Origin of the sequence: Candidatus Poriferisodalis sp., from assembly GCF_965262965.1 — a bacterium.
Taxonomy (GTDB): domain Bacteria; phylum Actinomycetota; class Acidimicrobiia; order Acidimicrobiales; family Poriferisodalaceae; genus Poriferisodalis.
Genome location: NZ_OZ253573.1, coordinates 471,883 through 492,284, shown reverse-complemented (window position 1 = coordinate 492,284; position 20,402 = coordinate 471,883). Strand labels below are relative to the sequence as shown.

General features: G+C 64.6%; 15 protein-coding genes, 3 tRNA genes and 3 pseudogenes. 15 read left to right on the top strand and 6 right to left on the bottom strand.

The annotated features are described in order from the left end of the window. Positions 1 to 56 precede the first annotated feature (56 nt). Together ACQY5K_RS02370 and dnaG are read left to right on the top strand one after the other, a co-directional pair. Positions 57 to 1,619: a putative PEP-binding protein gene (locus ACQY5K_RS02370; protein ID WP_428119713.1), complete on the top strand. Its 1,563-nt coding sequence runs from the start codon at positions 57 to 59 to the stop codon at positions 1,617 to 1,619. A gap of 34 nt (positions 1,620 to 1,653) precedes the next feature. Beyond that, the gene (gene dnaG, locus ACQY5K_RS02365; protein ID WP_428119711.1) at positions 1,654 to 3,753 is read left to right on the top strand and encodes a DNA primase; all 2,100 of its coding nucleotides are present in this window, start codon (positions 1,654 to 1,656) and stop codon (positions 3,751 to 3,753) included. A 45-nt stretch (positions 3,754 to 3,798) separates the two neighbouring features. Here the strand turns inward: dnaG and ACQY5K_RS02360 are convergent. Both ACQY5K_RS02360 and ACQY5K_RS02355 read right to left on the bottom strand, forming a co-directional pair. Beyond that, positions 3,799 to 3,871 (bottom strand) — tRNA-Asn (locus ACQY5K_RS02360). 160 nt (positions 3,872 to 4,031) lie between these two features. Beyond that, positions 4,032 to 4,104 (bottom strand) — tRNA-Ile (locus tag ACQY5K_RS02355). Between the two features lie 129 nt (positions 4,105 to 4,233). Here ACQY5K_RS02355 and ACQY5K_RS02350 point away from each other — a divergent pair. From ACQY5K_RS02350 to ACQY5K_RS02320, 7 genes and pseudogenes are all read left to right on the top strand, one after another. Further along, complete coding sequence (locus ACQY5K_RS02350) at positions 4,234 to 6,261, top strand: ABC transporter substrate-binding protein (RefSeq protein WP_428119709.1); 2,028 nt, start codon at positions 4,234 to 4,236, stop codon at positions 6,259 to 6,261. A 201-nt stretch (positions 6,262 to 6,462) separates the two neighbouring features. After that, complete coding sequence (locus ACQY5K_RS02345; protein WP_428119707.1) at positions 6,463 to 8,385, top strand: ABC transporter substrate-binding protein; 1,923 nt, start codon at positions 6,463 to 6,465, stop codon at positions 8,383 to 8,385. A gap of 40 nt (positions 8,386 to 8,425) precedes the next feature. Continuing rightward, complete coding sequence (locus ACQY5K_RS02340; protein WP_428119705.1) at positions 8,426 to 9,565, top strand: ABC transporter permease; 1,140 nt, start codon at positions 8,426 to 8,428, stop codon at positions 9,563 to 9,565. Beyond that, on the top strand, positions 9,558 to 10,388 hold the full coding sequence (locus tag ACQY5K_RS02335) for an ABC transporter permease (RefSeq protein WP_428119703.1): 831 nt from the start codon (positions 9,558 to 9,560) through the stop codon (positions 10,386 to 10,388). The genes ACQY5K_RS02340 and ACQY5K_RS02335 overlap by 8 nt, the downstream gene beginning before the upstream one ends. Next, positions 10,388 to 10,792: pseudogene (locus ACQY5K_RS02330) on the top strand (ATP-binding cassette domain-containing protein); the annotation flags it as partial. The gene ACQY5K_RS02335 and the pseudogene ACQY5K_RS02330, both read left to right, overlap by 1 nt. Before the next feature lie 663 nt (positions 10,793 to 11,455). Then, positions 11,456 to 12,103, top strand: a pseudogene (locus ACQY5K_RS02325) (oligopeptide/dipeptide ABC transporter ATP-binding protein); the annotation flags it as partial. After that, positions 12,100 to 13,200, top strand: coding sequence for an ABC transporter ATP-binding protein (locus tag ACQY5K_RS02320; protein WP_428119701.1), 1,101 nt, complete (start codon positions 12,100 to 12,102; stop codon positions 13,198 to 13,200). The pseudogene ACQY5K_RS02325 and the gene ACQY5K_RS02320, both read left to right, overlap by 4 nt. A gap of 27 nt (positions 13,201 to 13,227) precedes the next feature. Here ACQY5K_RS02320 and ACQY5K_RS02315 read toward each other — a convergent pair whose 3' ends face one another. Next, positions 13,228 to 13,797 (bottom strand): hypothetical protein, encoded by a 570-nt coding sequence (locus ACQY5K_RS02315; protein WP_428119699.1) that lies wholly within the window; start codon positions 13,795 to 13,797, stop codon positions 13,228 to 13,230. A 200-nt stretch (positions 13,798 to 13,997) separates the two neighbouring features. Here ACQY5K_RS02315 and ACQY5K_RS02310 point away from each other — a divergent pair, with 200 nt between their 5' ends. Together ACQY5K_RS02310 and ACQY5K_RS02305 are read left to right on the top strand one after the other, a co-directional pair. Continuing rightward, positions 13,998 to 14,750: an inositol monophosphatase family protein gene (locus ACQY5K_RS02310; RefSeq protein ID WP_428119697.1), complete on the top strand. Its 753-nt coding sequence runs from the start codon at positions 13,998 to 14,000 to the stop codon at positions 14,748 to 14,750. Between the two features lie 21 nt (positions 14,751 to 14,771). Beyond that, a tRNA-Val gene (locus tag ACQY5K_RS02305) sits at positions 14,772 to 14,845 on the top strand. 23 nt (positions 14,846 to 14,868) lie between these two features. Here the strand turns inward: ACQY5K_RS02305 and ACQY5K_RS02300 are convergent. Together ACQY5K_RS02300 and ACQY5K_RS02295 are read right to left on the bottom strand one after the other, a co-directional pair. Beyond that, on the bottom strand, positions 14,869 to 16,002 hold the full coding sequence (locus ACQY5K_RS02300; RefSeq protein ID WP_428119695.1) for a DUF1295 domain-containing protein: 1,134 nt from the start codon (positions 16,000 to 16,002) through the stop codon (positions 14,869 to 14,871). Positions 16,003 to 16,041: 39 nt separating this feature from the next. Further along, positions 16,042 to 17,178 (bottom strand): DUF1295 domain-containing protein, encoded by a 1,137-nt coding sequence (locus ACQY5K_RS02295; protein WP_428119693.1) that lies wholly within the window; start codon positions 17,176 to 17,178, stop codon positions 16,042 to 16,044. Between the two features lie 177 nt (positions 17,179 to 17,355). Here ACQY5K_RS02295 and ACQY5K_RS02290 point away from each other — a divergent pair, with 177 nt between their 5' ends. Next, positions 17,356 to 17,484 carry a hypothetical protein gene (locus tag ACQY5K_RS02290; protein ID WP_428119691.1) on the top strand — a complete coding sequence of 43 codons (129 nt, stop codon included), beginning with the start codon at positions 17,356 to 17,358 and terminating at the stop codon, positions 17,482 to 17,484. Between the two features lie 12 nt (positions 17,485 to 17,496). Further along, positions 17,497 to 17,832, top strand: a pseudogene (locus ACQY5K_RS02285) (peroxiredoxin); the annotation flags it as partial. Between the two features lie 41 nt (positions 17,833 to 17,873). On the opposite strand, the gene ACQY5K_RS02280 reads toward ACQY5K_RS02285, so the two are convergent. Next, complete coding sequence (locus tag ACQY5K_RS02280) at positions 17,874 to 18,224, bottom strand: thioesterase family protein (RefSeq protein WP_428119689.1); 351 nt, start codon at positions 18,222 to 18,224, stop codon at positions 17,874 to 17,876. A 135-nt stretch (positions 18,225 to 18,359) separates the two neighbouring features. Here ACQY5K_RS02280 and ACQY5K_RS02275 point away from each other — a divergent pair, with 135 nt between their 5' ends. Together ACQY5K_RS02275 and ACQY5K_RS02270 are read left to right on the top strand one after the other, a co-directional pair. Then, on the top strand, positions 18,360 to 19,670 hold the full coding sequence (locus ACQY5K_RS02275; RefSeq protein ID WP_428119687.1) for an IS1380 family transposase: 1,311 nt from the start codon (positions 18,360 to 18,362) through the stop codon (positions 19,668 to 19,670). Positions 19,671 to 19,907: 237 nt separating this feature from the next. After that, on the top strand, positions 19,908 to 20,393 hold the full coding sequence (locus tag ACQY5K_RS02270) for an FABP family protein (protein WP_428119685.1): 486 nt from the start codon (positions 19,908 to 19,910) through the stop codon (positions 20,391 to 20,393). The last annotated feature ends 9 nt before the right edge of the window (positions 20,394 to 20,402 follow it).

Sequence of the window (20,402 nt, the reverse complement as noted above, 5' to 3'; positions counted from 1 at the left end):
CCGGAACGCCATTGGAAGCGCCCCTTCGGGAGCCATCGCAAGCGAACGTATCGACGATGCAAGCGCAAGCTGTCGCAGAGCTGCGCGTCGACGAGGTGCTCGACGCGCTTCACCCGAGTTTCGCCAGCAGCACGCACAGCGCAGCCACGACCTCGCCGACGCTGCTCGTGACTGGTCTCGCTGCCTCGCCGGGGGCGGCTTCGGGACTCGCCGCGATTGGTTCGCAGGCGGTGCTCGATCTGGTGGCCGCAGGCAATCAAGTGATCCTGATCGCGACGGAGACGACGCCGGCCGACGTTGCAGCGATGGGGCTCTCAGCGGGGATTGTGACCGCCCGCGGCGGGCTGGCCAGTCATGCCGCCGTGGTGGCCCGAGGATGGGGAATCCCAGCAGTGTGCGATGCGCGTGAGGTCATCGTGGAAGACGAGGGATTCTGGGTTGGGGATGTCCACATCGCCAACGGCACCCCGATCTCGCTTGACGGTTCGACTGGCGAGGTGATGCTCGGCGACCGCGAGGTGACCAGCGCAGCGCCTGGTGAGCTGCTGTCGACGGCGATCAGCGAGGTGCTCGGCTGGGCGGACCGCATCGCTGCGGGTCGGATGGCCGTGCTCGCGAATGCGGACACCGCAGCAGACGCGTTGACCGCCCGCAGGCTCGGGGCACAAGGCGTCGGGCTGTGCCGCACCGAGCACATGTTTCTCGAGCCAGGGCGCCTCGAGATTGTGCAGCGGGCCATCCTGAGCGGCAAAGATATGTCGTCAACGCGCGCCGATCTCGACGACTTGGTGGCAGCGCAACGCGACGACTTCAGCACATTGCTCGAGGCCATGGACGGGCTGTGTGTCACCGTGCGGCTGCTTGACGCGCCGATGCACGAGTTTCTTGCCGGAGCAGCGGATGCTGGCGCCGCGCAGCAGTGGCGAGAGCACAATCCGATGCTTGGCGTACGCGGAGTTCGCCTCGGCTTGTTGCGCCCCGAGATCTACGCAGCGCAGGTCCAGGCGCTCGCGGGTGCGGTCTCCGATCGGCTCGCGGCAGGCGGAGATCCGCGGGTGGAAGTCATGGTTCCGCTGGTATCGACGGCAAGCGAGTTGACCGCGGCAGCGGCCGCAGTCCGCTCGGCATGGAGCGAGACACTCGAGGCACTAGGCCTCTCGGGCGCTCCGACGGCGGTAGCACCACCTCGGATCGGAACGATGATCGAGACGCCCCGGGCTTGCCTAGTCGCCGACCGCTTGGCTTCCACAGCGGAGTTCGTGAGCTTCGGCACCAACGATCTGACGCAGCTCGCATTCGGCTTCAGCCGTGATGACGTGCAATCGCGTGTCATCGAACCCTATGTGGCCCGCGGTCTGCTCGAGTCTGATCCGTTCGCGACGATCGATCGCGACGGTGTGGGAGAGCTCATCGCGACGACACTGCGGCGGGCCAAGTCGGTGCGGCCTGAATTGCGTTCCGGCATCTGCGGTGAGCACGGCGGCGATCCCGAGAGCATTTCCTTCGCAGTCGAAGCCGGCCTCGACTATGTGTCGTGCTCGCCGTATCGCGTCCCGGTCGCGCGTCTGGCCGCTGCGCAGGCGGTCTTGAGGGGCGAGGCTGCGTTGAGGGGCGAATAGCGGCTGACAGCGACTCAGTAACGTCGAAATCGACATGGGAATACGGGACGAAGACGTGCGTCGTGTGCGCGAGGCCACCGACCTCGCCGCGCTCATCGGTCGGCGCGTCAGCCTGCGCAAAGTCGGCGTCCGTCATGTGGGCTTGTGCCCCTTCCACAGCGAGCGCACCCCGTCGTTCAGCGTCAACGGAGCCGATGGCTTCTACCACTGCTTCGGTTGCGGTGCCTCCGGAGATGCCATCACGTACGTGCGTGAGACCGAGCATTGCGATTTCACCGAGGCCGTCGAATTGCTGGCGGCAGGTGCCGGGATCGAACTCAACTACGACCAGCCTTCCGAGCGTCTCGGCCAGCAGCGTCGCAAGGAATTGCTGGATCTTCTCGCGGCAGCAGCCGACTTCTATCACGACCGCTTGCTGCGCGGTCCCGACGCCGGGCCTGCCCGCGCGTATTTGCGACGACGGGGTTACGGCCGCGACACCGTGGTGAAATGGCGCCTCGGTTACGCACCGCCACTGCGAGACGCCTTGTGTGTACACCTCGGCGCTGCGCCGGAGCGCCTTGCTGCGGCAGGGCTGGCGTACGCGGGCCCACGCGGTGCAGCGACGCCGTCCGACGACGCAACGGCTCCCGGTCCTGCGGGGGCGGCGCCATCAGGTCTGGCATCGGATTTCTTCCGAGATCGAATCATGTTCCCGATCTGCGATTCGAGCGGCCGGCCGGTCAGCTTCGCGGGTCGCCTGCTGCCCCGCGACGGCGAGCCGACGCCGACAGGTCCCAAGTACAAGAACACCGCGGGCACCCCGGTGTATGACAAGAGTCGAGTGCTGTACGGCCTGCACTTGGCCAAGCAGGCGGCGCGTGTCGCTGACCGAATCGTGGTGTGCGAGGGGCACACCGACGTCATCGGCTGCAGCCTTGCCGGCATCGACGAGGCCGTAGCCACGTGCGGCACCGCGTTGACGCAGCAACATGCAGAGTTGCTGTCGCGTACGGCCAAGCGCATCGTGCTTGCATTCGACGCCGATGTCGCCGGGCAGAACGCCGCCGAGCGGGTGCACCAATGGGAGCGGGAATACGGGCTCGACGTCTTCGTCGCCTCGTTTCCGCCAGGAACAGATCCCGGTGATCTCGCAGCAAGCGACCCACCGGCACTCAGGCGGGCTCTCGATGGGGCGCAACCGCTGCATGCCTTCCGGGCAGAGCGCATCTTGGCGCGTGCCGATCTCGTCAGTCCGGGAGGTCGTGATCGCGCTGCCGATGAGGCCGCAGAGGTGCTGGCGGTGTATCCAGCCGACATCCTCAACGAAGCAGACCTCGAGCCCATCGCGCGACGAATTCCAATGGGCGTCGAGGAGTTGCGCCAGCGAGTCGACACCGCTCGAGCCCGGGCGAATTCGGGTCGCACAGCGCAGAGGCCCCCGGCAAGGAGGCCCGATGAAGCGCCGCCTCCGCCCGATCCCGGCGACGGCTACTTCGCGAATGAGTCCATCGGCAACTTCGGTCTCATCGAGGATGTCGAAGCCGGACCGGCGACGGTGCCGCTCGGTCGGCGTGTTCGAGTGCGGATCGAGCAGGCAGCGCGTCACCGCGCGGCCGCTGAGCGCTTGTTGCTGGAGGCGGCGGCCTCCGAAGGTGATGCGGTGAAACTCATGGTTTCTGATTTGTTCGTCACGAGCATTGCTCGCGAGGCGTTCTCACGCATCGCCTCGGATCCGCGCTGGCGGGAGGAAGTCCGCGGCGTGTCTCAGGAGTCCGAACTCGTGAGCATCGCGTCAGATTCGGCGAGCGACGATGTGAAACTCCTCTTGGTGGCTGCTGCGGCCGGTGGTGAGGAACTCTCTGCGGAGGAGGCGATGGACCGAGTAGCGACGTCGTTGTGGCACTACGTGCAAGACACGATCCTTCGAATCAGCGATGGGGCCGATGTGCCCTTTGCGCCGGTGGACGTCGAGGTGTCACCCACCGAGCGGTTGCGCTTCCGCCAGGAGTGGCTGCGCTGGCTGCTCGACCGAGAGGCCGAGCTTCGGGATCTCGACGCCCGCATCGGAGCCGCCCAGGCGGTCGCGAGCTGGCTCCGCGGGGTCGCTGCATCCACAAAGGATCGGCCGGCTCCGCCAGATGCGTCCGGCTGAGCACCCGACGCAGCGCACGGGTCCCAGTGCTGCGGGGGTGGGGTGCTCCGGGGGTGGGGCTCGAACCCACGACAAACGGATTAACAGTCCGCTGCTCTGCCAACTGAGCTACCCCGGAAGGCGCGGGCCGCGGTGCGGTCCCACTGCGAGGGGCAACGATACAGAGCAGTGGCTGCGCCACCGTGCCTCATTGAATACGACGCTCGGTTGTTACGCCGAACAGGCCGTCAGCGCTGCAGCCAAAACGGCGATACGAATGGAGTGGCTGGTCACCTGTGTGGGCCGGGTGGGGATCGAACCCACGACCCAGCGATTATGAGTCGCTTGCTCTGACCACTGAGCTACCGGCCCGCAAGCACGGTAGCGGTCTCGACGCCGTTCGATTCAGGACATTCGGCGAAGGGGGCACTTGGTGCGACATGGGCCTAGTAGCTTGCGCGCTAGGCGCCGAGTCGGCGCTTCGCGGGAGGACGACCGACGATGCAACACAGCCACACGCGGCGCGATGCCGACGAGCTTCCAAAGTGGCAGCGTGCCGCTGTTCCCGGGCAGGCACGCCGTTCGCGGCTGATCCTGGTTTCGATCTTCGCCGCCTTTGCACTCATCGCCGTTGCGTGCGGTGGGGGCGACAGCGTCAGCGATGAGGATGCTGCGCCCGACGACGAGACGGCCGACACCGTCGCCGCAGCCCCGGACGCGGACGATCCGGAGGAGGAAGAGGTCGTCGCGGCACGCGAGGCCGGCGAGGCAACCGGCGAGGACACTCGAGAGGTCGAGACCGGCCCGACCCATGGCGGCAGGCTGGTGTACGGCATTGAAGCCGACACGGCGAATCCGTTCGTGCACTTCGCCTCGTCGTGCGCAATCAGCTGCCGCATGATCTTCCGGTCCATCACCGATTCGCTCTACATCACCGACAGCGACGGCGAGATCGTGCCGTACCTGGTGGAAACGGAGTCTCACAGCGACGACTACATGGTGTGGACGATGACGCTGCGCGACGGCATCACCTTCCACGATGGGACGCCGTTGACCGGTGAAACCGTGGCCTACAACATCAATCTGTGCCGCCTGAGCCAGCTCACCGGGCCGGCATTTCTGGGCATCGCCGACGTCACCGGCGAGGGCCAGACGGTGACGGTCACCGCCAGTCCCGGACAGCCCCTCGCAGCCGGCATCGGCCCCGCAGGGCGGGCCGAAGTGTGCGGCCAGATGTTCAGCCAGGCCTGGCTCGAGACACTGCCGAACAATCCGCTGTACGTGTCACCCGCCTCGCCGCTGCCCGCTGAGATGAAGGAAGCGGCCAAGGCGGGAGCAACTGGTGATCCGTCCATGCCTGTCGGGCTCGGTGCGTTCAAGTTCGTGAGCTACACGCCGGGCAACGGCAACAGCTTCATCGCCGAGCGCAACTCCGACTACTGGCGAGGCGCCAACGGCATCACCGGAGAGAATCTGCCGTATCTCGATGAGATCGAGTTTGTGGTCGCTGTGGACATTCAGGGCCGCTCGAACGGTCTGAGGGCTGGCCAGTTCGACATCATCCACACGGCGAACGCCGATGAGATCTCAAAGTACGAGGGCGACGACTTCGTCTTGCTGCAGGCAAACGACTACGGCGAAACCAGCCACAATCTCATTAACGTGGCGTCGGGTGTGAACCCGGTGCTTGCGTTCGTGCGAGGCGCAGCTGAACCGCTTGCGATGGACCCGCTCGGGCTCAATTCGACGAACCCGCTCGTACACCTCAGCTGCCGCAAGGCACTGGCGCAGGCGTTCGACGGCGAGCGCTTTGCCAACGAGCGCCACCAGGGCCTCGTGAAGGTGGCGAACGGACCATTCCCGCCCGGCAGCGTCGGCTACCTGGAGGACAGCGGCTATCCATCGTACGACCCGGACGCGGCACGTGCCGAATTCGAGCAGTGCAAGGCCGACAGCGGCCAGAACCCGGTGGCGTTCGCGTTCAACACGACGAACGACGCATTCAATGTCGAGTCGAACGAGCTCATCGTGGCCCTCTGGACCGAGACCCTTGGCGACGAGCTGGTCGTCTCGATCCAGCCCATCGAGCAGGGTCAGTACATCAACCTGGCCTTGGCCGGTGTGTTCCAGATGCAGGGTTGGCGCAACCACGGCGGCGTTGACCCGTCCGAGCAGTGGTACTGGTGGCATTCTGCAACGGCGAGTCCGATCGATCCGACGGTGCCCGAGCTTGCGCTGAACTTCGGGCGTTTCCAGGATCCTGAGATCGATGCGGCGTTCCTGGCCATCCGGCACAACCCGGACCCAGCTGCCCGCAAGGCGGCTGCGGAAGAGGTCAACCGGGCATTCGGACGAAATGTCTGGAACCTCTGGACCTACTGGACGCTGTGGGGGATCATCGCGAACCCGCGGGTACAGAACATCACCGATCTGCCGATTCCAGGCAACGACGAGAACACATTCCCAGTGATCTCGGGCAAGCACCACCTGGGCCAGATCTGGTGCACAGAGGGCAACTGCCAAGGCTGAACACGACGCAGCGTCGTTCCGAAGACGACACTTGGCGCTGACGCGGGCTAGTAGCTTGCGCGCGGGGTGGCGGGGTCAGGCGCGGGGGGTCAACCGACGATGCAGTCATGCCAGACGGGGCGTGTTGGCAGCAGAATCCGCAACGAGCGCCGCGCCCCGGCTCGGGCGGTGGCGGTCCGATGGCAGCTGGGCTGTGTTGCTGTGTCCGCGACGTTCGCATTGGCTGCTGTTGCGTGCGGCGGAAGCGACAGCCCCGCTGACGAGGGCACGGGCGCAACTCCCGAACCCGAGTCCACGTCCGCTCCGGCTCCCGTAACCGACGATCCCGCCCAGCAAGAGGTGGTTGAAGCACGCGAGGCCGGCGAGGCAACAGGCGAAGACACCCGAGAGGTCGGCAGCGGCCCGACTCATGGCGGCAGGCTGGTGTACGCCATCGAGGCCGACACGGCCAATCCGTTCACGCCCTACGCATCATCTTGCGCGATCAGCTGCCGGATGATCATGCGCGCAGTCAGCGACTCGCTCTACGTCACCGACGCCGACGGTGACATCGTTGGGTACTTGGTGGAGTCCGAGACGCACAACGAGGACTTCACGGAGTGGACGATGACGATCCGTGACGGGATCTTCTTCCACGACGGAACGCCATTGACCGGCGAGGCGGTGGCCTACAACATCAACCTCTGCCGGCTCAGCCAGCTGACTGGTCCGGCGTTCTTGGGCGTCGACGACATCGTGGGTGACGGCCAAACGGTGACCGTCACGTTCGGTTTGTCGGCAGCCACCAGCCTCTCGCCAGGCTTGCGTGCCGAGTCATGCGGTTTCATGTTCTCTCCGGCATGGCTGGAGACGCTGCCGAACAATCCGTTGTACGTGTCGCCGGCCTCGCCGCTGTCCGCGGAGATGAAGGCGGCGGGCAAGGCGGCGGCGACGGGCAATCCCGCAGCACCAGTCGGGCTGGGCGCGTTCAAGTTCGTGAGCTATACGCCGGGCAACGGCAACAGCTTCATCGCTGAGCGGAACCCTGACTACTGGCGTGGCCCCAACGGCATCACCGGCGAGGAATTTCCCTATCTCGATGAGATCGAGTTCGTGGTGGCGGTCGACATTCAAGGTCGCTCGAACGGGCTGAAGGCCGGGCAGTTCGACATCATCCACACGTCAAACGCTGACGAAATCGCCAAGTACGAGGGTGACGAGGACTTTGTCCTGTTGCAGGCGAACGACTACGGCGAGACCAGCCACAGCATCATCAACGTGGCGTCCGGGGTGAATCCGGTGCTGTCATTCGTGCGCGGCACAGAAGAACCGATTGCGATGGATCCGCTCGGGCTCAACAGGGCGAATCCGCTCGTTCACCTGAGTTGCCGCAAGGCGCTCGCGCACGCATTCGACGGCGAGCGTTTCGTCGACGAACGTCATCAGGGCCTCGTGAACGTGGCAAACGGACCGTTCCCTCCCGGCAGCGTGGGCTACCTTGAAGACAGCGGCTACCCCTCCTACGATCCGCAGGCAGCGCGGACCGAATTCGAGCAGTGCAAGGCCGAAAGTGGCCAGAACCCGGTGACGTTCTCGTTCAACACCACCAACGACACCTTCAACGTCGAGTCGAACGAACTCGTTGTTGCGATGTGGAGCGAAGTCTTCGGTGAAGAGCTCGCGGTGTCGATCCAACCGATCGAACAGGGTCAGTACATCAACCTGGCTCTGGCCGGCGTCTACCAGATGAAGAGTTGGCGCAACCACGGCGGTGTGGATCCCGTAGAGCAATGGTTCTGGTGGAGTTCGTCGACCGCGAGCCCGATCGATCCCACAGTTCCCGAGCTTGCGCTGAACTTCGGACGTTTCCAGGATCCTGAGATCGATGCGGCATTCCAGGTCATCCGGCACAACCCCGACCCAGCTGCCCGCCAAGCGGCTGCTGAAGATGTGAACCGGGCGTTCGGACGCAATGTCTGGAATTTCTGGACCCACTGGACGCTGTGGGGAATCGTCGCCAACCCGAGGGTGCAGAATCTGACCGACTTGGCGATCCCGGGCAACGATGAGAACGTGTTCCCGGTGATCTCGGGCAAGCACCACATGACCCAAATCTGGTGCACGGAAGGCAAGTGTCACCGTTGAACGCACACCGAACGGCGACGCGGGTCACTCACTGGGCCAGATGAAACAAGCCGTACGTGATCAGCTCGGGCGCATCGTCGCCGTCGCCCTCGTAGCGACAGTCGCGTGGGCGTGGTTCTGGCGGCCGCCGTTCAGCTGGACGTTCGGCGTGCTGGTCGGCATCGGGACGCTGGGCGCAGCGATCGCCGACGGCCGCTACGCGGTGCGCCGGCTCGCGGCCTTGATTCCCGTGCTGGTCCTGGTGTCGTTCGTCGTCTTCGCGCTGATGGCGAGCTTGCCCGGCGATCCGGCCATCAACCTCCTGGGTCCGGCGGCGACGCCCGACCAGATCGAGATCGTCCGGACTGAACTCGGTTTGGACCAGCCGTTCTTCAATCGGTATGGAGACTGGCTCGGCGGCGTTGTGCTGGGCGATCTCGGCAACTCGATCGTGCTGCGTGAGGAAGTCGCCGACGGGATCTCTCGCTCGATGACGCCGACCTTGCAGTTGATGACCTACTCAGTCATCATCGCCTTGGTCGTGTCACTGCCTCTGGGAATCTGGGCCGGGTATCGCCAGGGCACGTCGACAGACCGCGGCATCAACAATGTGATGCTCGGGTTTCTCGCAACGCCGAACTATGTGATGGCGGTGCTCTTGGTGCTGTTCTTTGCTGTCGGCGGTCTGAGCGTGTTCGGCAACGAAGTCGGTTTCCATGCCTTGCCCGCAGCCCGCTACGTGCCATTGGGCGATGACCCAGTGCTCCATTTCAAGCACTTGGCGTTGCCCTCTCTGTCGTTGGCGATGGGGCAGGCGGCCGTGTTCATGCGCCTGTTGCGATCGGACATGATCGGAACGCTGCGGCTGCCATTCATCGATCTTGCTCGCAGCAAAGGCCTGCCAACGCGTCGCATCCTGTGGCGCCATGCTCTGCGGCCGTCGAGCTTCACCCTGCTGACCGTCGTCGGGCTTACCGTCGGCTTGCTGATCGGCGGAGCACTGATCATCGAGTTCATCTTCACGATTCCCGGCGTCGGCGCCTACATCTTCCTGGGCGTGACCCAGCGCGACTTCATAGCGGTACAAGGCGGGGTGCTGGTCATCTCGGCGCTGTTCATCGTCGTGCTGACCATGTCCGATTTCCTGTATCTCGCGCTCGATCCACGGCTGCGCGGCAGGGAGGTCGCTGCGCGTGGGTAAACGACTCGGGTTCTTTTTCTGGCTGGCTGTCGTGTTTCTGGCGGTCTTGGGCCTCGCGGCGATCTTCGCCGACGTGCTGCCTCTCAAGCATCCCGCGGAGACCTTCGCAGGCACCTCGAAGTCAGGTCCCAGCCTGACGTACTGGTTCGGCAATGATGCGGTCGGCCGGGACGTGTTCAGCCGCGTGATCTACGGGGCCCAAGTGAGCTTGGTGATCTCGACCGTCGGGACGATGCTCGCGTTGACGATCGGTGGATTACTGGGCTTGGTCTCGGGCTACTACGGTGGCCGGATCGATCGTTGGCTCACTGCCACGTTGAGCGCCACGATTGTGATCCCACCGCTGATCCTGTTCCTTGCGCTGGTGCTGTTCCTGGATTCGAAGGCTCAGCGCCGAGTCTTCATTCTGATCTTCACCTTTGTGCTGTTGTCCATTGCGCCGATAGCCAGGGTGGTGCGCGCAGCGACGCTGACGTGGGCGGGGCAGGACTTCGTGCTTGCGGCGCGCACGCTGGGTGCGCGTGACGGCAGAGTGCTGTTCCGCGAGGTACTGCCGAATGTGGCGCCTTCGTTGATCAGCTATTCGCTGATCATCATGGCCGGCCTCATCGTCGTAGAAGGTGCCGTCGCCTTCTTGGGCCTCAGCGTGCCGCCTCCGACGCCGACCTGGGGCGACATGATCAGCAAAGGGCGCACGAACCTCGATGTTGCGGCCCATATCAGCCTGATGCCCGCAATCACGATGTTCGTCACCGTGCTGGCGCTGAACTTTGTCGGCGACAAGCTCCAACAGCACTTCGAGCCGAGGGAATCGGTCCTCTGATGGCCGGGCGCGGCAACGCCCATCTGCGTCCCAACGCACTCGTCAGCGCACGAGACATGGTGGTGGAGTTTCCGGCGGCCGGCGGTCGCACGGTGTATGCCGTGTCCGGGGTGTCGCTGGACATCATGGAGGGCGAGACACTCGGCCTTGTCGGCGAATCCGGCTGCGGCAAGAGCACGACCGGCAGGGCGATGCTGCAGCTGCCGAGGCCCACCTCGGGTTCGGTGCAGCTCGGCGGCCAAGAGTTGACCGACCTCGACGACGAGGCGATGCGGCTCATTCGCCCGCGGTTGCAGATGATCTACCAGGACCCGATTTCTTCGCTGAATCCGAGGCGCACGGTGCGAGACATCGTGGCCGAACCGCTGTTCATCGCGGTGGACAACTTGGCGCGGCGATCCGCCATTGCGGTGTGGCAGGAGAAGGTCGCAGCGCTCGTGCAGCGCTTGGCCAGTCTTGTGGCAACGCCGATGCGCATTCTGGGCTTCGCGATGTCAGTGGCGTTCGTGCTCTGGATCCTTTCCGAGACAGTGGAGGAACGAGCGGCCGAGAGTCTGCTGGGGTGGACAGAAGTGCCCGCAGCGATCATCGGATTCCCGGCGCTGGCACTGTCGCTCGCTGCCGGCGCCGTGTTCGCCGTCTTCGGCGTCGCGTGGGTCCTGCTGATGTTGATGCTGCCGTTCGGTTTGATGTCACGGCAATTCGGCGCGGTCCCAACTTCGGTCGGACTCGTCGGCGTCGTCGCGACGACCGCGGCAAGCACGTTCCTTTTGTGGCGGACGTGGTCGAGCTTTGGCGGATGGGCACATTGGGTCAACTCCGGGCTGCTGGGGACGATCACGGTCGTGCTCGTCTCGTGGCTCCTGGCGTCGCTGGTTCGACCTGCACTGGCTGGAACAAGCGCCGTTGCGACGTCGCTTGCTGCGATGATCGTGTTGCAGGTCTTCTACATCGGCGGTCTCGACGACACGCCGAAGCTCGTTGTCCTGGTCGCCTCCGGCGTCGTCGACACGCTGCTGTTCGTCTGGATTCGTCGCCGGTATCACGCCAACCGGCAAGAACTGCGCGAACGAGCAGATCCGCGCGTGCGCGAAGTGCTCACCTATGTCGGGATCAATCCCGACGATGCGCTGGACCGGCGCCCCTGGGAGTTCTCCGGCGGGCAGGCCCAGCGGCTTTCGATTGCGAGGGCGCTCGTCAGCGTGCCGCAGGTGATCATCTGCGATGAGCCGGTCTCGGCGCTTGACGTCTCGGTTCAGGCGCAGATCCTGAACCTGCTCGAGGACCTCAAGAACCTGATGGGGCTCACGCTGGTGTTCATCGCGCACGACTTGGCTGTGGTCAAGAACGTGAGCGACCGCGTGGCGGTGATGTACCTCGGCAAGCTTTGCGAAGTCAGCGAACCTGGCCCGCTGTATTCCCAACCGGCACATCCGTATACCGACCTGCTGTTGGCGGCCATCCCTCATCCGGACCCCGAGACCCCCATCGGGGACAGCAGCAAGATCGGCGGCGAACTGCCGTCTCCGCTGTCGCCTCCGTCGGGCTGCCGCTTCCGGACCCGCTGCCCGCTGGCAGCGCAGCGTTGCGCGGACGAGGAGCCGGAGATGCGCGAGATAGCGCCCGGCCGCTTCGTTGCCTGTCACACGCCGCTTGTGGGCGAGCCGGCGCCGCCAACCGCAGTGGCTGCATCGCCCGTCGGGACAGCGTCATGAGCGAGGCGACGCCCCGCGGATCCGGGCGGCCCTTGCTTGAGGTCTCGGGGCTTCGGACGACATTTGACACACCCTCGGGTCCCCTCACCGCAGTAGACGGTGTGGACCTCGAAGTCCGGTTGGGCTCACGGCTGGGCGTTGTGGGCGAGTCCGGCTCCGGGAAGTCGGTCATGTCGCGGTCGATCATGCGGCTGTTGCCGAAGTCGAAGGTGACGACAAGCGGCAAGGTGCTCTTCGACGGCATCGACATGATGTCGTTGTCGCGGCGAGACCTCCTCGACTTGTGGGGACCGCAGATAGCGATGGTCTTCCAAGATCCGCTCGGCTCGCTGAACCCGGTGATGAAGATCGGGCGGCAAGTCGGCGAGGGCCTGCGAGTGCATCGCAGCATTTCGGCGAAGGCGGCGCGGGCGGCTGCGCTCGAGCTGCTCGACGAGGTTGGCATACCGGAGCCGCAGCGCCGCATCGACGAGTATCCCCACCAGATGTCGGGCGGCATGCGCCAGCGCATCGTGATCGCCATCGCATTGGCGTGCAGCCCTCGCCTGCTCATCGCAGATGAGCCCACGACCGCGCTCGACGTCACCGTGCAGGCGCAGATCCTGGATTTGCTGGAGGCGCAGCGGGCCGAGCGCGATATGTCACTCATGCTCATCACTCACGACCTTGGGGTGGTCGCAGGGCGCACTGACGAGATCGTCGTGATGTATGCAGGCCGCATTGTCGAACGCGCACCCACAGCGACGCTGTTCCGCGACATGCGGATGCCCTACACCGAGGCGTTGATGCGCTCTATCCCGAAGGTCAGTGACGACAGTCACACGCGCTTGGAGATCATCGGCGGTCGTCCGCCTGAGATGACCCGTCTCGGACCTGGTTGCAAGTTCGCGCCGCGCTGCAAGTACGCCCAGGACCTTTGCGTGGCGGAGGAGCCGGCGTTGATGCCTGCCGCTGCGTCACACCCTGACGAAGCGACCACCCAGCACCTGTACCGCTGCTTCTATCCCGTCGGCTCGCACGAGGCCGCCGAGGCGCTCGAACGCAACATAGCGTCCGGCCGAGTCAGCGAAACCGGCGTCGTCATCAACGCAGCCTGACGACCGCGGCAGCCGCAGCCCTCGCTCTCACGCCGATTCGGATTCGTACCAGTCTTGGGCGTGGTGCAGGAGGTAGTCGCAGATCTTGGCGCAGAGATCGAACGGCTGGCACATGTCGTCTTCGCCTTGGAGCAGCGCCTGAAGCGACAACTCCTTGCGGGCGACGATCATCAGCGTTCGCTTGGTGGGATCGGTAACCGAAATCAGCGAATCGATGGCAGAGACCTCGACTGGCAGTGCGGTTCCGCCGAGACCGGCCAGATCAGTGGCGAGAACGAGCATGTTGGGGCTGTCGTCGACCGGCGGAAGCGCCCAGGTGAAGGTGAGCGGCAGCCAGTACTCGTCGGGAGGCAGGTCGTCCTCGGGCAGTGACCACAGCACGTCCTCGAACGACAGCAGCGTGCGCGGGTCGGCCTCGAGCGTCAGGTGCAGATCCAATGGCCCGCCACATGCCTCTGCAGGGTGAAGATCCACTTCCCATGTCTGGCGGAGGCTGTACGTCTCGATGAACTGTCGCTCATCATGGATGTGGAATCCGTGGGCGTGGGCGTGATCCTTGAGGCTCGCGACGTAGCCGGTGATGTCGATCGCTGCCATCGAACGCTCCCGTGTTGTCGCGGTGACGACGCGCGGAGGTTATATCGCCGTCGCTCCGGTGCGGCCCGCGAATCAGCATGACGACGGAAAATGCAGTCGAGAGCCGTCGGTAGTCTGCGCCAGATGTCATCGGTAACGCTCCACGTGCACAGGTACGGTGCATCCCCCGGGCAGCGGCCGACGCCTCATGGGAACGGCTCGTGACTGCTGTGGTACCTGACTGGCTCGAATTGCTCCGACGGACGGCTGATGCGGTGGTCGCTGCGCTTTCGGGGTTTGAACGCTGGAAGGACCGGGGAGATCGGCCGGATCAATACGCCCTGGACCAAGTGGCGGACGCAGCGGCGCTGGGGGTGTTGGTACCGGCTGGAGTGGGGATTCTGAGCGAGGAATCCGGTCTCCGCCGCGGTCGCCGAAGCGAGACCGTCATCGTGGACCCTGTCGACGGCTCCACCAATGCCTCACGGCGCATCCCGCACTACTGCATCAGCCTCTGCGTCGTCGACGGTCTCACGCCAGTGGCAGGTCTTGTACGCCACCTCGTCTCGGGCGAGGAATTCACCGCAACGTCCGGCGGAGGCGCACACTGTGACGGCCACCGGATCAGCCCAAGCAATTGCACCGGACTCGAGCGAGCGATCATCGGTGTCTCCGGACGCCCCGGCCCCGAATTGCCCGGTTGGCAAGTCCGAGTTCTCGGGTCGGCCGCGCTGGACCTTTGCGCCGTCGCATGCGGGCGTCTCGACGCCTACATCGATCTCAACTCCAACCATGGCGTCTGGGACTATGCCGCTGGGGTGCTGATCTGCGCCGAGGCGGGAGCGTGGACCGGCGAGACGCACGGCAGGGAGCTGTTCTACCTCGAGCACCGCCAGCGCCGGGGACCGATCGCCACGAGCACAGCGCAACTGGCAAGCCTGCTCGACGGCTTCGGGCGCGACGACCACCGGTAGCCTGCGAGACCCGGCCGACGGGGGCGCTTAGCTCAGCTGGCGAGAGCACCTCCCTTACAAGGAGGGGGTCGCAGGTTCGAGTCCTGCAGCGCCCACCCCAGCGCCGCGATGGATCCGCTCAGTAGATGCCGGGAATGATCCGGTACGGGACGCGCTCCTGATATTCCGCCCATTTCTCGGGGCCGTACTTCTCAGCGCAACGCTTGTCGTCGTCCATCTGGCGGTAGGTGAACAGCCCCACGACGTAGGCGAAATATGTCCACGCCCAGAGATTGCCGAAGTGGCCCCAAACCAAGGCGATCGACAGTCCGAAGAAGCCCTCGCCCATGTAATTGAAGTGACGTGCGGCGCCCCAGAAACCGCTGCAGAGAATCTTGCGGTCGCCGGCTTGGATGTACTCCGGCCCGATGCCCAAGAACTTGCGTTCAGGCCAGCGCTTGAACGCGTATTTCTGCATGTTGGTACCACGGGTGATGCACCATCCGATGACGAACAATGTTGGTGTCCCGATCAACCAGAGGTAGCGCCATCCGGCCGCGTGGCCCGGATCTGGAAGCGCCGCCATGCCCCACATCGGAATGATGAACATCCAGCCGAAGACGACGAGACCTCCCCAGAACATCTTGAAGCCCAGACGCTCGTAGATGACGTCATAGGTATAGAGCTGCACCCGCTCGAACACGAAGTAGTCGAACACATAGAAGGTGAAGAACGCCGCAAACATGAAGACGCCTGGATTTGGGTCATCGAACTTGTTGTAGTGCCAGACCGCGCCGGAAAAGGCATTGAGCGACAGCATCGTCCCGCCGACCACATAGAAGTACATCTTGAGATCGAAGCGGTCGTTGAAGAACTGCATCTCGGGGGCGCGCCCGAACCAGCACGCCAAGAACTTGTTCCTCACCTCTCCGGGGGGCTGGCTGAAAACTGCGATGAGGGTCCCGATGAGGGCGAGCACCGTGCCGCCGGCGACTGCGTACACCGACGATCGGTAGAACCAGTCGCGCGGCATGCCTGTGAGTTCGAACCACCACAGCGCTTGGGCCACGACGAACACCAGCAGGCCGTTGAGACGGTAGCTGCGGGGCAGGCCAGTTTCGCGATCGACGACGTAGCCGGGAACGTGCCGTCCGGGCAGGACCATCTGCAGCACGAAGAAGGCGGCAAACACGAACAGCGGAGTGAGAAATCCCAGCAGCGCCTCGGTCGCAGTCAGCTCGACCAAGTGTCCGATGCCAAGCCGCTCAAACATGGCAGGCCTCCTTGTTGCTCATGAACACCCAAGCCGGTGCTAGTAGATCCCGGGAACGATCCTGTAAGGAACCCGGGCCTTGTACTCAGCCCACTTCTCGGGGCCATATTTCTCAGCACAGCGCTTGTCGTCTTCGACCTGGCGCGGAACGAACATAGACACGATGAATATGGCGTAGGTCCAGGCCCACAGGTTGGTGAAGTGTCCCCAGACAAGTCCCATGGAAACCGCGTAGAGCCCTTCGCCGAAGTAGTTGAAGTGCCTCGCCGCCCCCCACAGTCCGCTGCACAGGATCTTGCGATCGCCGGCCTCGATGACCTCCGGCTCGATGATGCCGAGAAACTTGCGTTCGGGCCACCGCTTGAAGGTGTACTTCTGCAGGTTGGCGCCACGAGAGATCACCCAGCCCACCACGAAGAGCGCTGCCGAGCCGATCAGCCAGAAGTATGTCCATCCATTCGAGAAGCCTGGATCGGCGACGGGGGCCATGCCCCACATCGGCAGGACGAACATCCAGCCCCACACGAACGGTCCGCCCCAAGTGAGCTTGAAACCGATGTTCTCGTGGATGAGATCGTATGTGTAGAGCTGCACCCGCTCGAAGACGAAATAGTCAAGGATGTAGAAGGAGTTGATGGCGACGTAGAGGAACAGACCGGGGTTGGCATCGGGAACTTTGTCGTTGTGCCAGACCGCTCCGGACCACGCGTTGAGCGACAGCATGGTGCCACCGACGATGTAGAAGTACATCTTGAGGTCGAAGCGGCCGTTGAAGTACTGCAGTTCTTGCGCACGCCCAAACCACCAAGCCAAGAAGCGGTTCTTCTGTTCACCTTCCGGCTGAGTGAACACCAAGACGGTGGTCGCGATGATGCCGATTACCAGTCCGCCGGCCACTGCGTACATGGTGGACCGGTAGAACCAATCCCGCGGCATTCCGGTGAGCTCGAACCACCACACGATGTGCGCAAGCACGAACACCGCCAATCCGTTGAGCCGGTAGTTGCGGAGCTCACCGGTTTCGCGGTCGGCGACGTAGCCGGTCACACGCCGGGCGGGCAAGACCATGTGCGCTGCGAAGACAGCCGCGCAGACGAACAGCGGCGTCGCGAACCCCAGGACGGCCTCGCCACCGGACAATTCGAACAGATGGTCGATGCCGAGCCAATCGATCATGATCTACGCCCCTTTTCGCGCATGCCTGCGCCGACCGTCAGTATTGCCGCACCGAACATGCGGGGAATGGACTGACCGAACCGCAGGGCGATACCGGCCGTCGGGGGCTCGGCGAGCCGCGATGGGAACGTTGCACTACGGTCCGTGTCGGCCCTTGGACAGGGAGGCGCACGAAAGATGAAACTCGATAGCGGAGATCTCTTCCCAACATTGACGCTGAGCGATCTGGAAGACCAGCAGGTCTCGATCCCAGAAGTCTTCGGTGACGGCTGGGGCGTCGTGCTCATGTACCGGGGCCACTGGTGACCGTACTGTCGTCAACAGTTGGTTGACTTCAACGGCGCCGCATCACTGCTGAAGATGCTGGGTGCGAGCGTGGTGGCGTTGTCCGTCGATGACAAGGACACCACACAGCGCCTTGCAGACAATCTGCAGCTGGGTCCCGTCCGGATGCTGCACAGCGCCGACCCGGCAGCGGTGTCGGCCCTGACGGGTGCCTTCATCGAGCCCGAGCGGGGCATTCTGCACGCCACCGGGTTCATCCTGGCTCCGGGGGGCAAAGTCGCCCAGGCGTGCTACTCCACCGGTCCGATTGGCCGCATCACGGCCATCGACACGCTGCGGATCCTTCGCTTCGTCCAGCGTTCCCGGTAACGACGCTCGGCGGCTACGCGCCCCGTGTTGCTGCTCGGCGGTTAGCCGCCGACGATGAACCGTTGGTGGGTGCCCTGCGAGATCAGCGTGTCGCCGTGGGTGACCTTGATGTCGAAGACGAGGCGGCGGCGGTCGATCTCGCTGATCTCGCCAGAGACCACGACGTCTTCGCCTGAGGCCACTGCAGCCTCGTGGCTCACGCAGATGTGGATGCCCACGGTGGTGCGACCCTCGTCGAGGTGCGGTTGGACGCCGAAGAGGCAGGTTCCCTCGATGAGGCGAACCATGTCGGGCGTGGACAGCACCTTGTTGGGAAGATGCGGCGGGGACATTTCGTCGGTCACGCGGTGTGTGTCGCTGACGCTGAATCCGACCTCGATGGCTGCGCTCATGGCGGCAGACCTTAGCCTGAATCCACCGGTGTGGTGGGTGTGTGGGGGTTGCCGCGTCCGCGAAAAAGGCCTCCTGATCTGCGACGATTGTGATGTCGATATCCACGTTCGTCTCAAAAACAGGAGGCACTTTTTGTGTCTGGATCATCGCGCAGGCTGGACCGGTTCGCAACGACGGTTGACCATGAAGGCCTGGTGGCCAACGCGGGCCTGATCCTGGCGGGAACGCTGATGGACCGTCTGGGTCTGTTGGGGCTGATCGAGCGGTGGGTGCGCACCGGTTCCGCGAACCCGGGGCCCAAGATTCTCACGGTGGTCGCCGCGATGCTCGCTGGCGGCACTCACATCGATCATGTCGAGATGCTGCGCGCCGGGCGCACCGCGCGGGTGCTGGGGTTCGCCCCGATGGCGCCGTCCACGGTGGGGTCGTTCTTGCGGACGTTCACGTTCGGTCACGCCCGCCAGCTCGACGCGGTGGCGTCGCGCACGCTGGCTCGCGCCTGGGCGCTGGGCGCGGGCCCCGGCGAGGCGCCGCTGGTGGTCGATGTGGACTCCACGATCTGCGAGGTCCACGGCAAACAAAAACAGGGCGCCGCGTACGGCTACACCAGCGTGCTCGGCTATCACCCGCTGCTGGCCGCACGCGCCGACACCCGCGAGGTGCTCGCCGCCCGCATGCGCAAAGGCTCCGCGGGGTCCTCGCGAGGCGTGGCGCGCTTCGCCGACGAGCTCGTCGCCAGCCTGCGGCGCGCCGGGGCGAGCGGGCCGACCACGGTGCGCGGGGACTCGGGGTTCTGGTCATGGAAGCTGATCGACCGTCTCGACGGCCACGACTTCAAGTGGTCGATCACCGTCGCCCTCATACCTGCTGTTCGCGCTGCGATCCAAGCGATCCGCGACGACGCCTGGGCCGACATCGACTACACCAAAGACGGCCACGCCCAAGTCGCCGAGACGACCTATGCCACCGGCCGCGGCAAAGCCAAGCGCACCGTTCGTCTCGTGGTGCGCCGCACCCGCCTCACCAACAGCGCACAGCAACGGCTGCGGCCCGACTGGCGACACCACGCATTCATCACCAACACCGAACACGACACCGCCGCCGCTGATGAGTTCCACCGCGGCCACGCCGTGGTCGAGCTCGCCATCCGCGACCTCAAAGAAGGCTCCGGCCTCGAACACGTCCCCTCAGGCCACTACGGCGCGAACTGCGCACCGCTCGCCTGCGCAATGCTCGCCCACAACATCGGCCACTGGAGCGCCACGCTCGCCGGCGCGCCGGCGGCCACGAACCGCTCGCGCCGCACCCGACTCGTCGCACTCGCCGCCGTGGCGGTCAACCGATCAGGCACACCCACCCTGCGATACCCCGCCCGCTGGCCCTGGGAAACACAATTCACAGCCACGCTCAACGCTCTCAGGGCTCTGCCCGGACCCTCCGGCTAAACAGCACAGCCCGGAACTGACGCCCCCACACAAACCCAGCGTCGACAACCCCAAACCACACCCGCACCCCCAGCCGAACACGCCCAAACACACCAAACCACACCCCCAACAACCCGACGCCACCCCAACCCGCCACCAGCCCAGAAACCCCACGCTCACCAACAGCCAATCGGTGGATTCAGGCTAAGAGCGTGCACTGCGCCTCAGTGTCGGGTCAATCCCCACTAGGTTGCGAGGATGGCTGAGTTGCATATGCAATGCGAACCGCTTGCCCCTTTGCTGGGTACTTGGCAGGGCACCGGCGTTGGCCACTACCCGACGATCGATGACTTCACCTATGTGGAGGAGCTCGAGTTCAGCCACGTCGGCAAGCCGTTCGTGTCAATGATCCAGCGCACCCGCAACCGCGTCACCGGTGAACCGTTGCACGCCGAGGCGGGTTACCTGCGGGCCCTGCCCGACGGGCAACTGGAGTTCACGGTTGCCCAACCGTCAGGCGTCACCGAAATCCATCTCGGCACCATGAGCACCAGTGACAGCGGCCTCGTGATCGAACTGACCAGCGAACAGGTCAGCCTCACACCGACCGCCAAGGAAGTGACCTCGGTCCGGCGTGAACTGACCGTCAACGGCACCAATTTGATCTCCGAGCTGCGGATGGCCGCCGTGGGCTACACCGAACTCGTCCATCACCTGCGAGGCGAACTCATCAGGCAGGACTGACCGCCTCCG

Bases quoted from the DNA above. Each gene is read 5' to 3' on its own strand.
- ACQY5K_RS02315 (WP_428119699.1), bottom strand. From the start codon at position 13,797: ATGGCAGCGATCGACATCACCGGCTACGTCGCGAGCCTCAAGGATCAC.
- dnaG (WP_428119711.1), top strand. From the start codon at position 1,654: ATGGGAATACGGGACGAAGACGTGCGTCGTGTGCGCGAGGCCACCGAC.
- ACQY5K_RS02280 (WP_428119689.1), bottom strand. From the start codon at position 18,224: ATGAGCGCAGCCATCGAGGTCGGATTCAGCGTCAGCGACACACACCGC.
- ACQY5K_RS02320 (WP_428119701.1), top strand. From the start codon at position 12,100: ATGAGCGAGGCGACGCCCCGCGGATCCGGGCGGCCCTTGCTTGAGGTC.
- ACQY5K_RS02370 (WP_428119713.1), top strand. From the start codon at position 57: ATGCAAGCGCAAGCTGTCGCAGAGCTGCGCGTCGACGAGGTGCTCGAC.
- ACQY5K_RS02290 (WP_428119691.1), top strand. From the start codon at position 17,356: ATGAAACTCGATAGCGGAGATCTCTTCCCAACATTGACGCTGAGCGAT.
- ACQY5K_RS02300 (WP_428119695.1), bottom strand. From the start codon at position 16,002: ATGTTTGAGCGGCTTGGCATCGGACACTTGGTCGAGCTGACTGCGACC.
- ACQY5K_RS02350 (WP_428119709.1), top strand. From the start codon at position 4,234: ATGCAACACAGCCACACGCGGCGCGATGCCGACGAGCTTCCAAAGTGG.
- ACQY5K_RS02340 (WP_428119705.1), top strand. From the start codon at position 8,426: ATGAAACAAGCCGTACGTGATCAGCTCGGGCGCATCGTCGCCGTCGCC.
- ACQY5K_RS02295 (WP_428119693.1), bottom strand. From the start codon at position 17,178: ATGATCGATTGGCTCGGCATCGACCATCTGTTCGAATTGTCCGGTGGC.
- ACQY5K_RS02270 (WP_428119685.1), top strand. From the start codon at position 19,908: ATGGCTGAGTTGCATATGCAATGCGAACCGCTTGCCCCTTTGCTGGGT.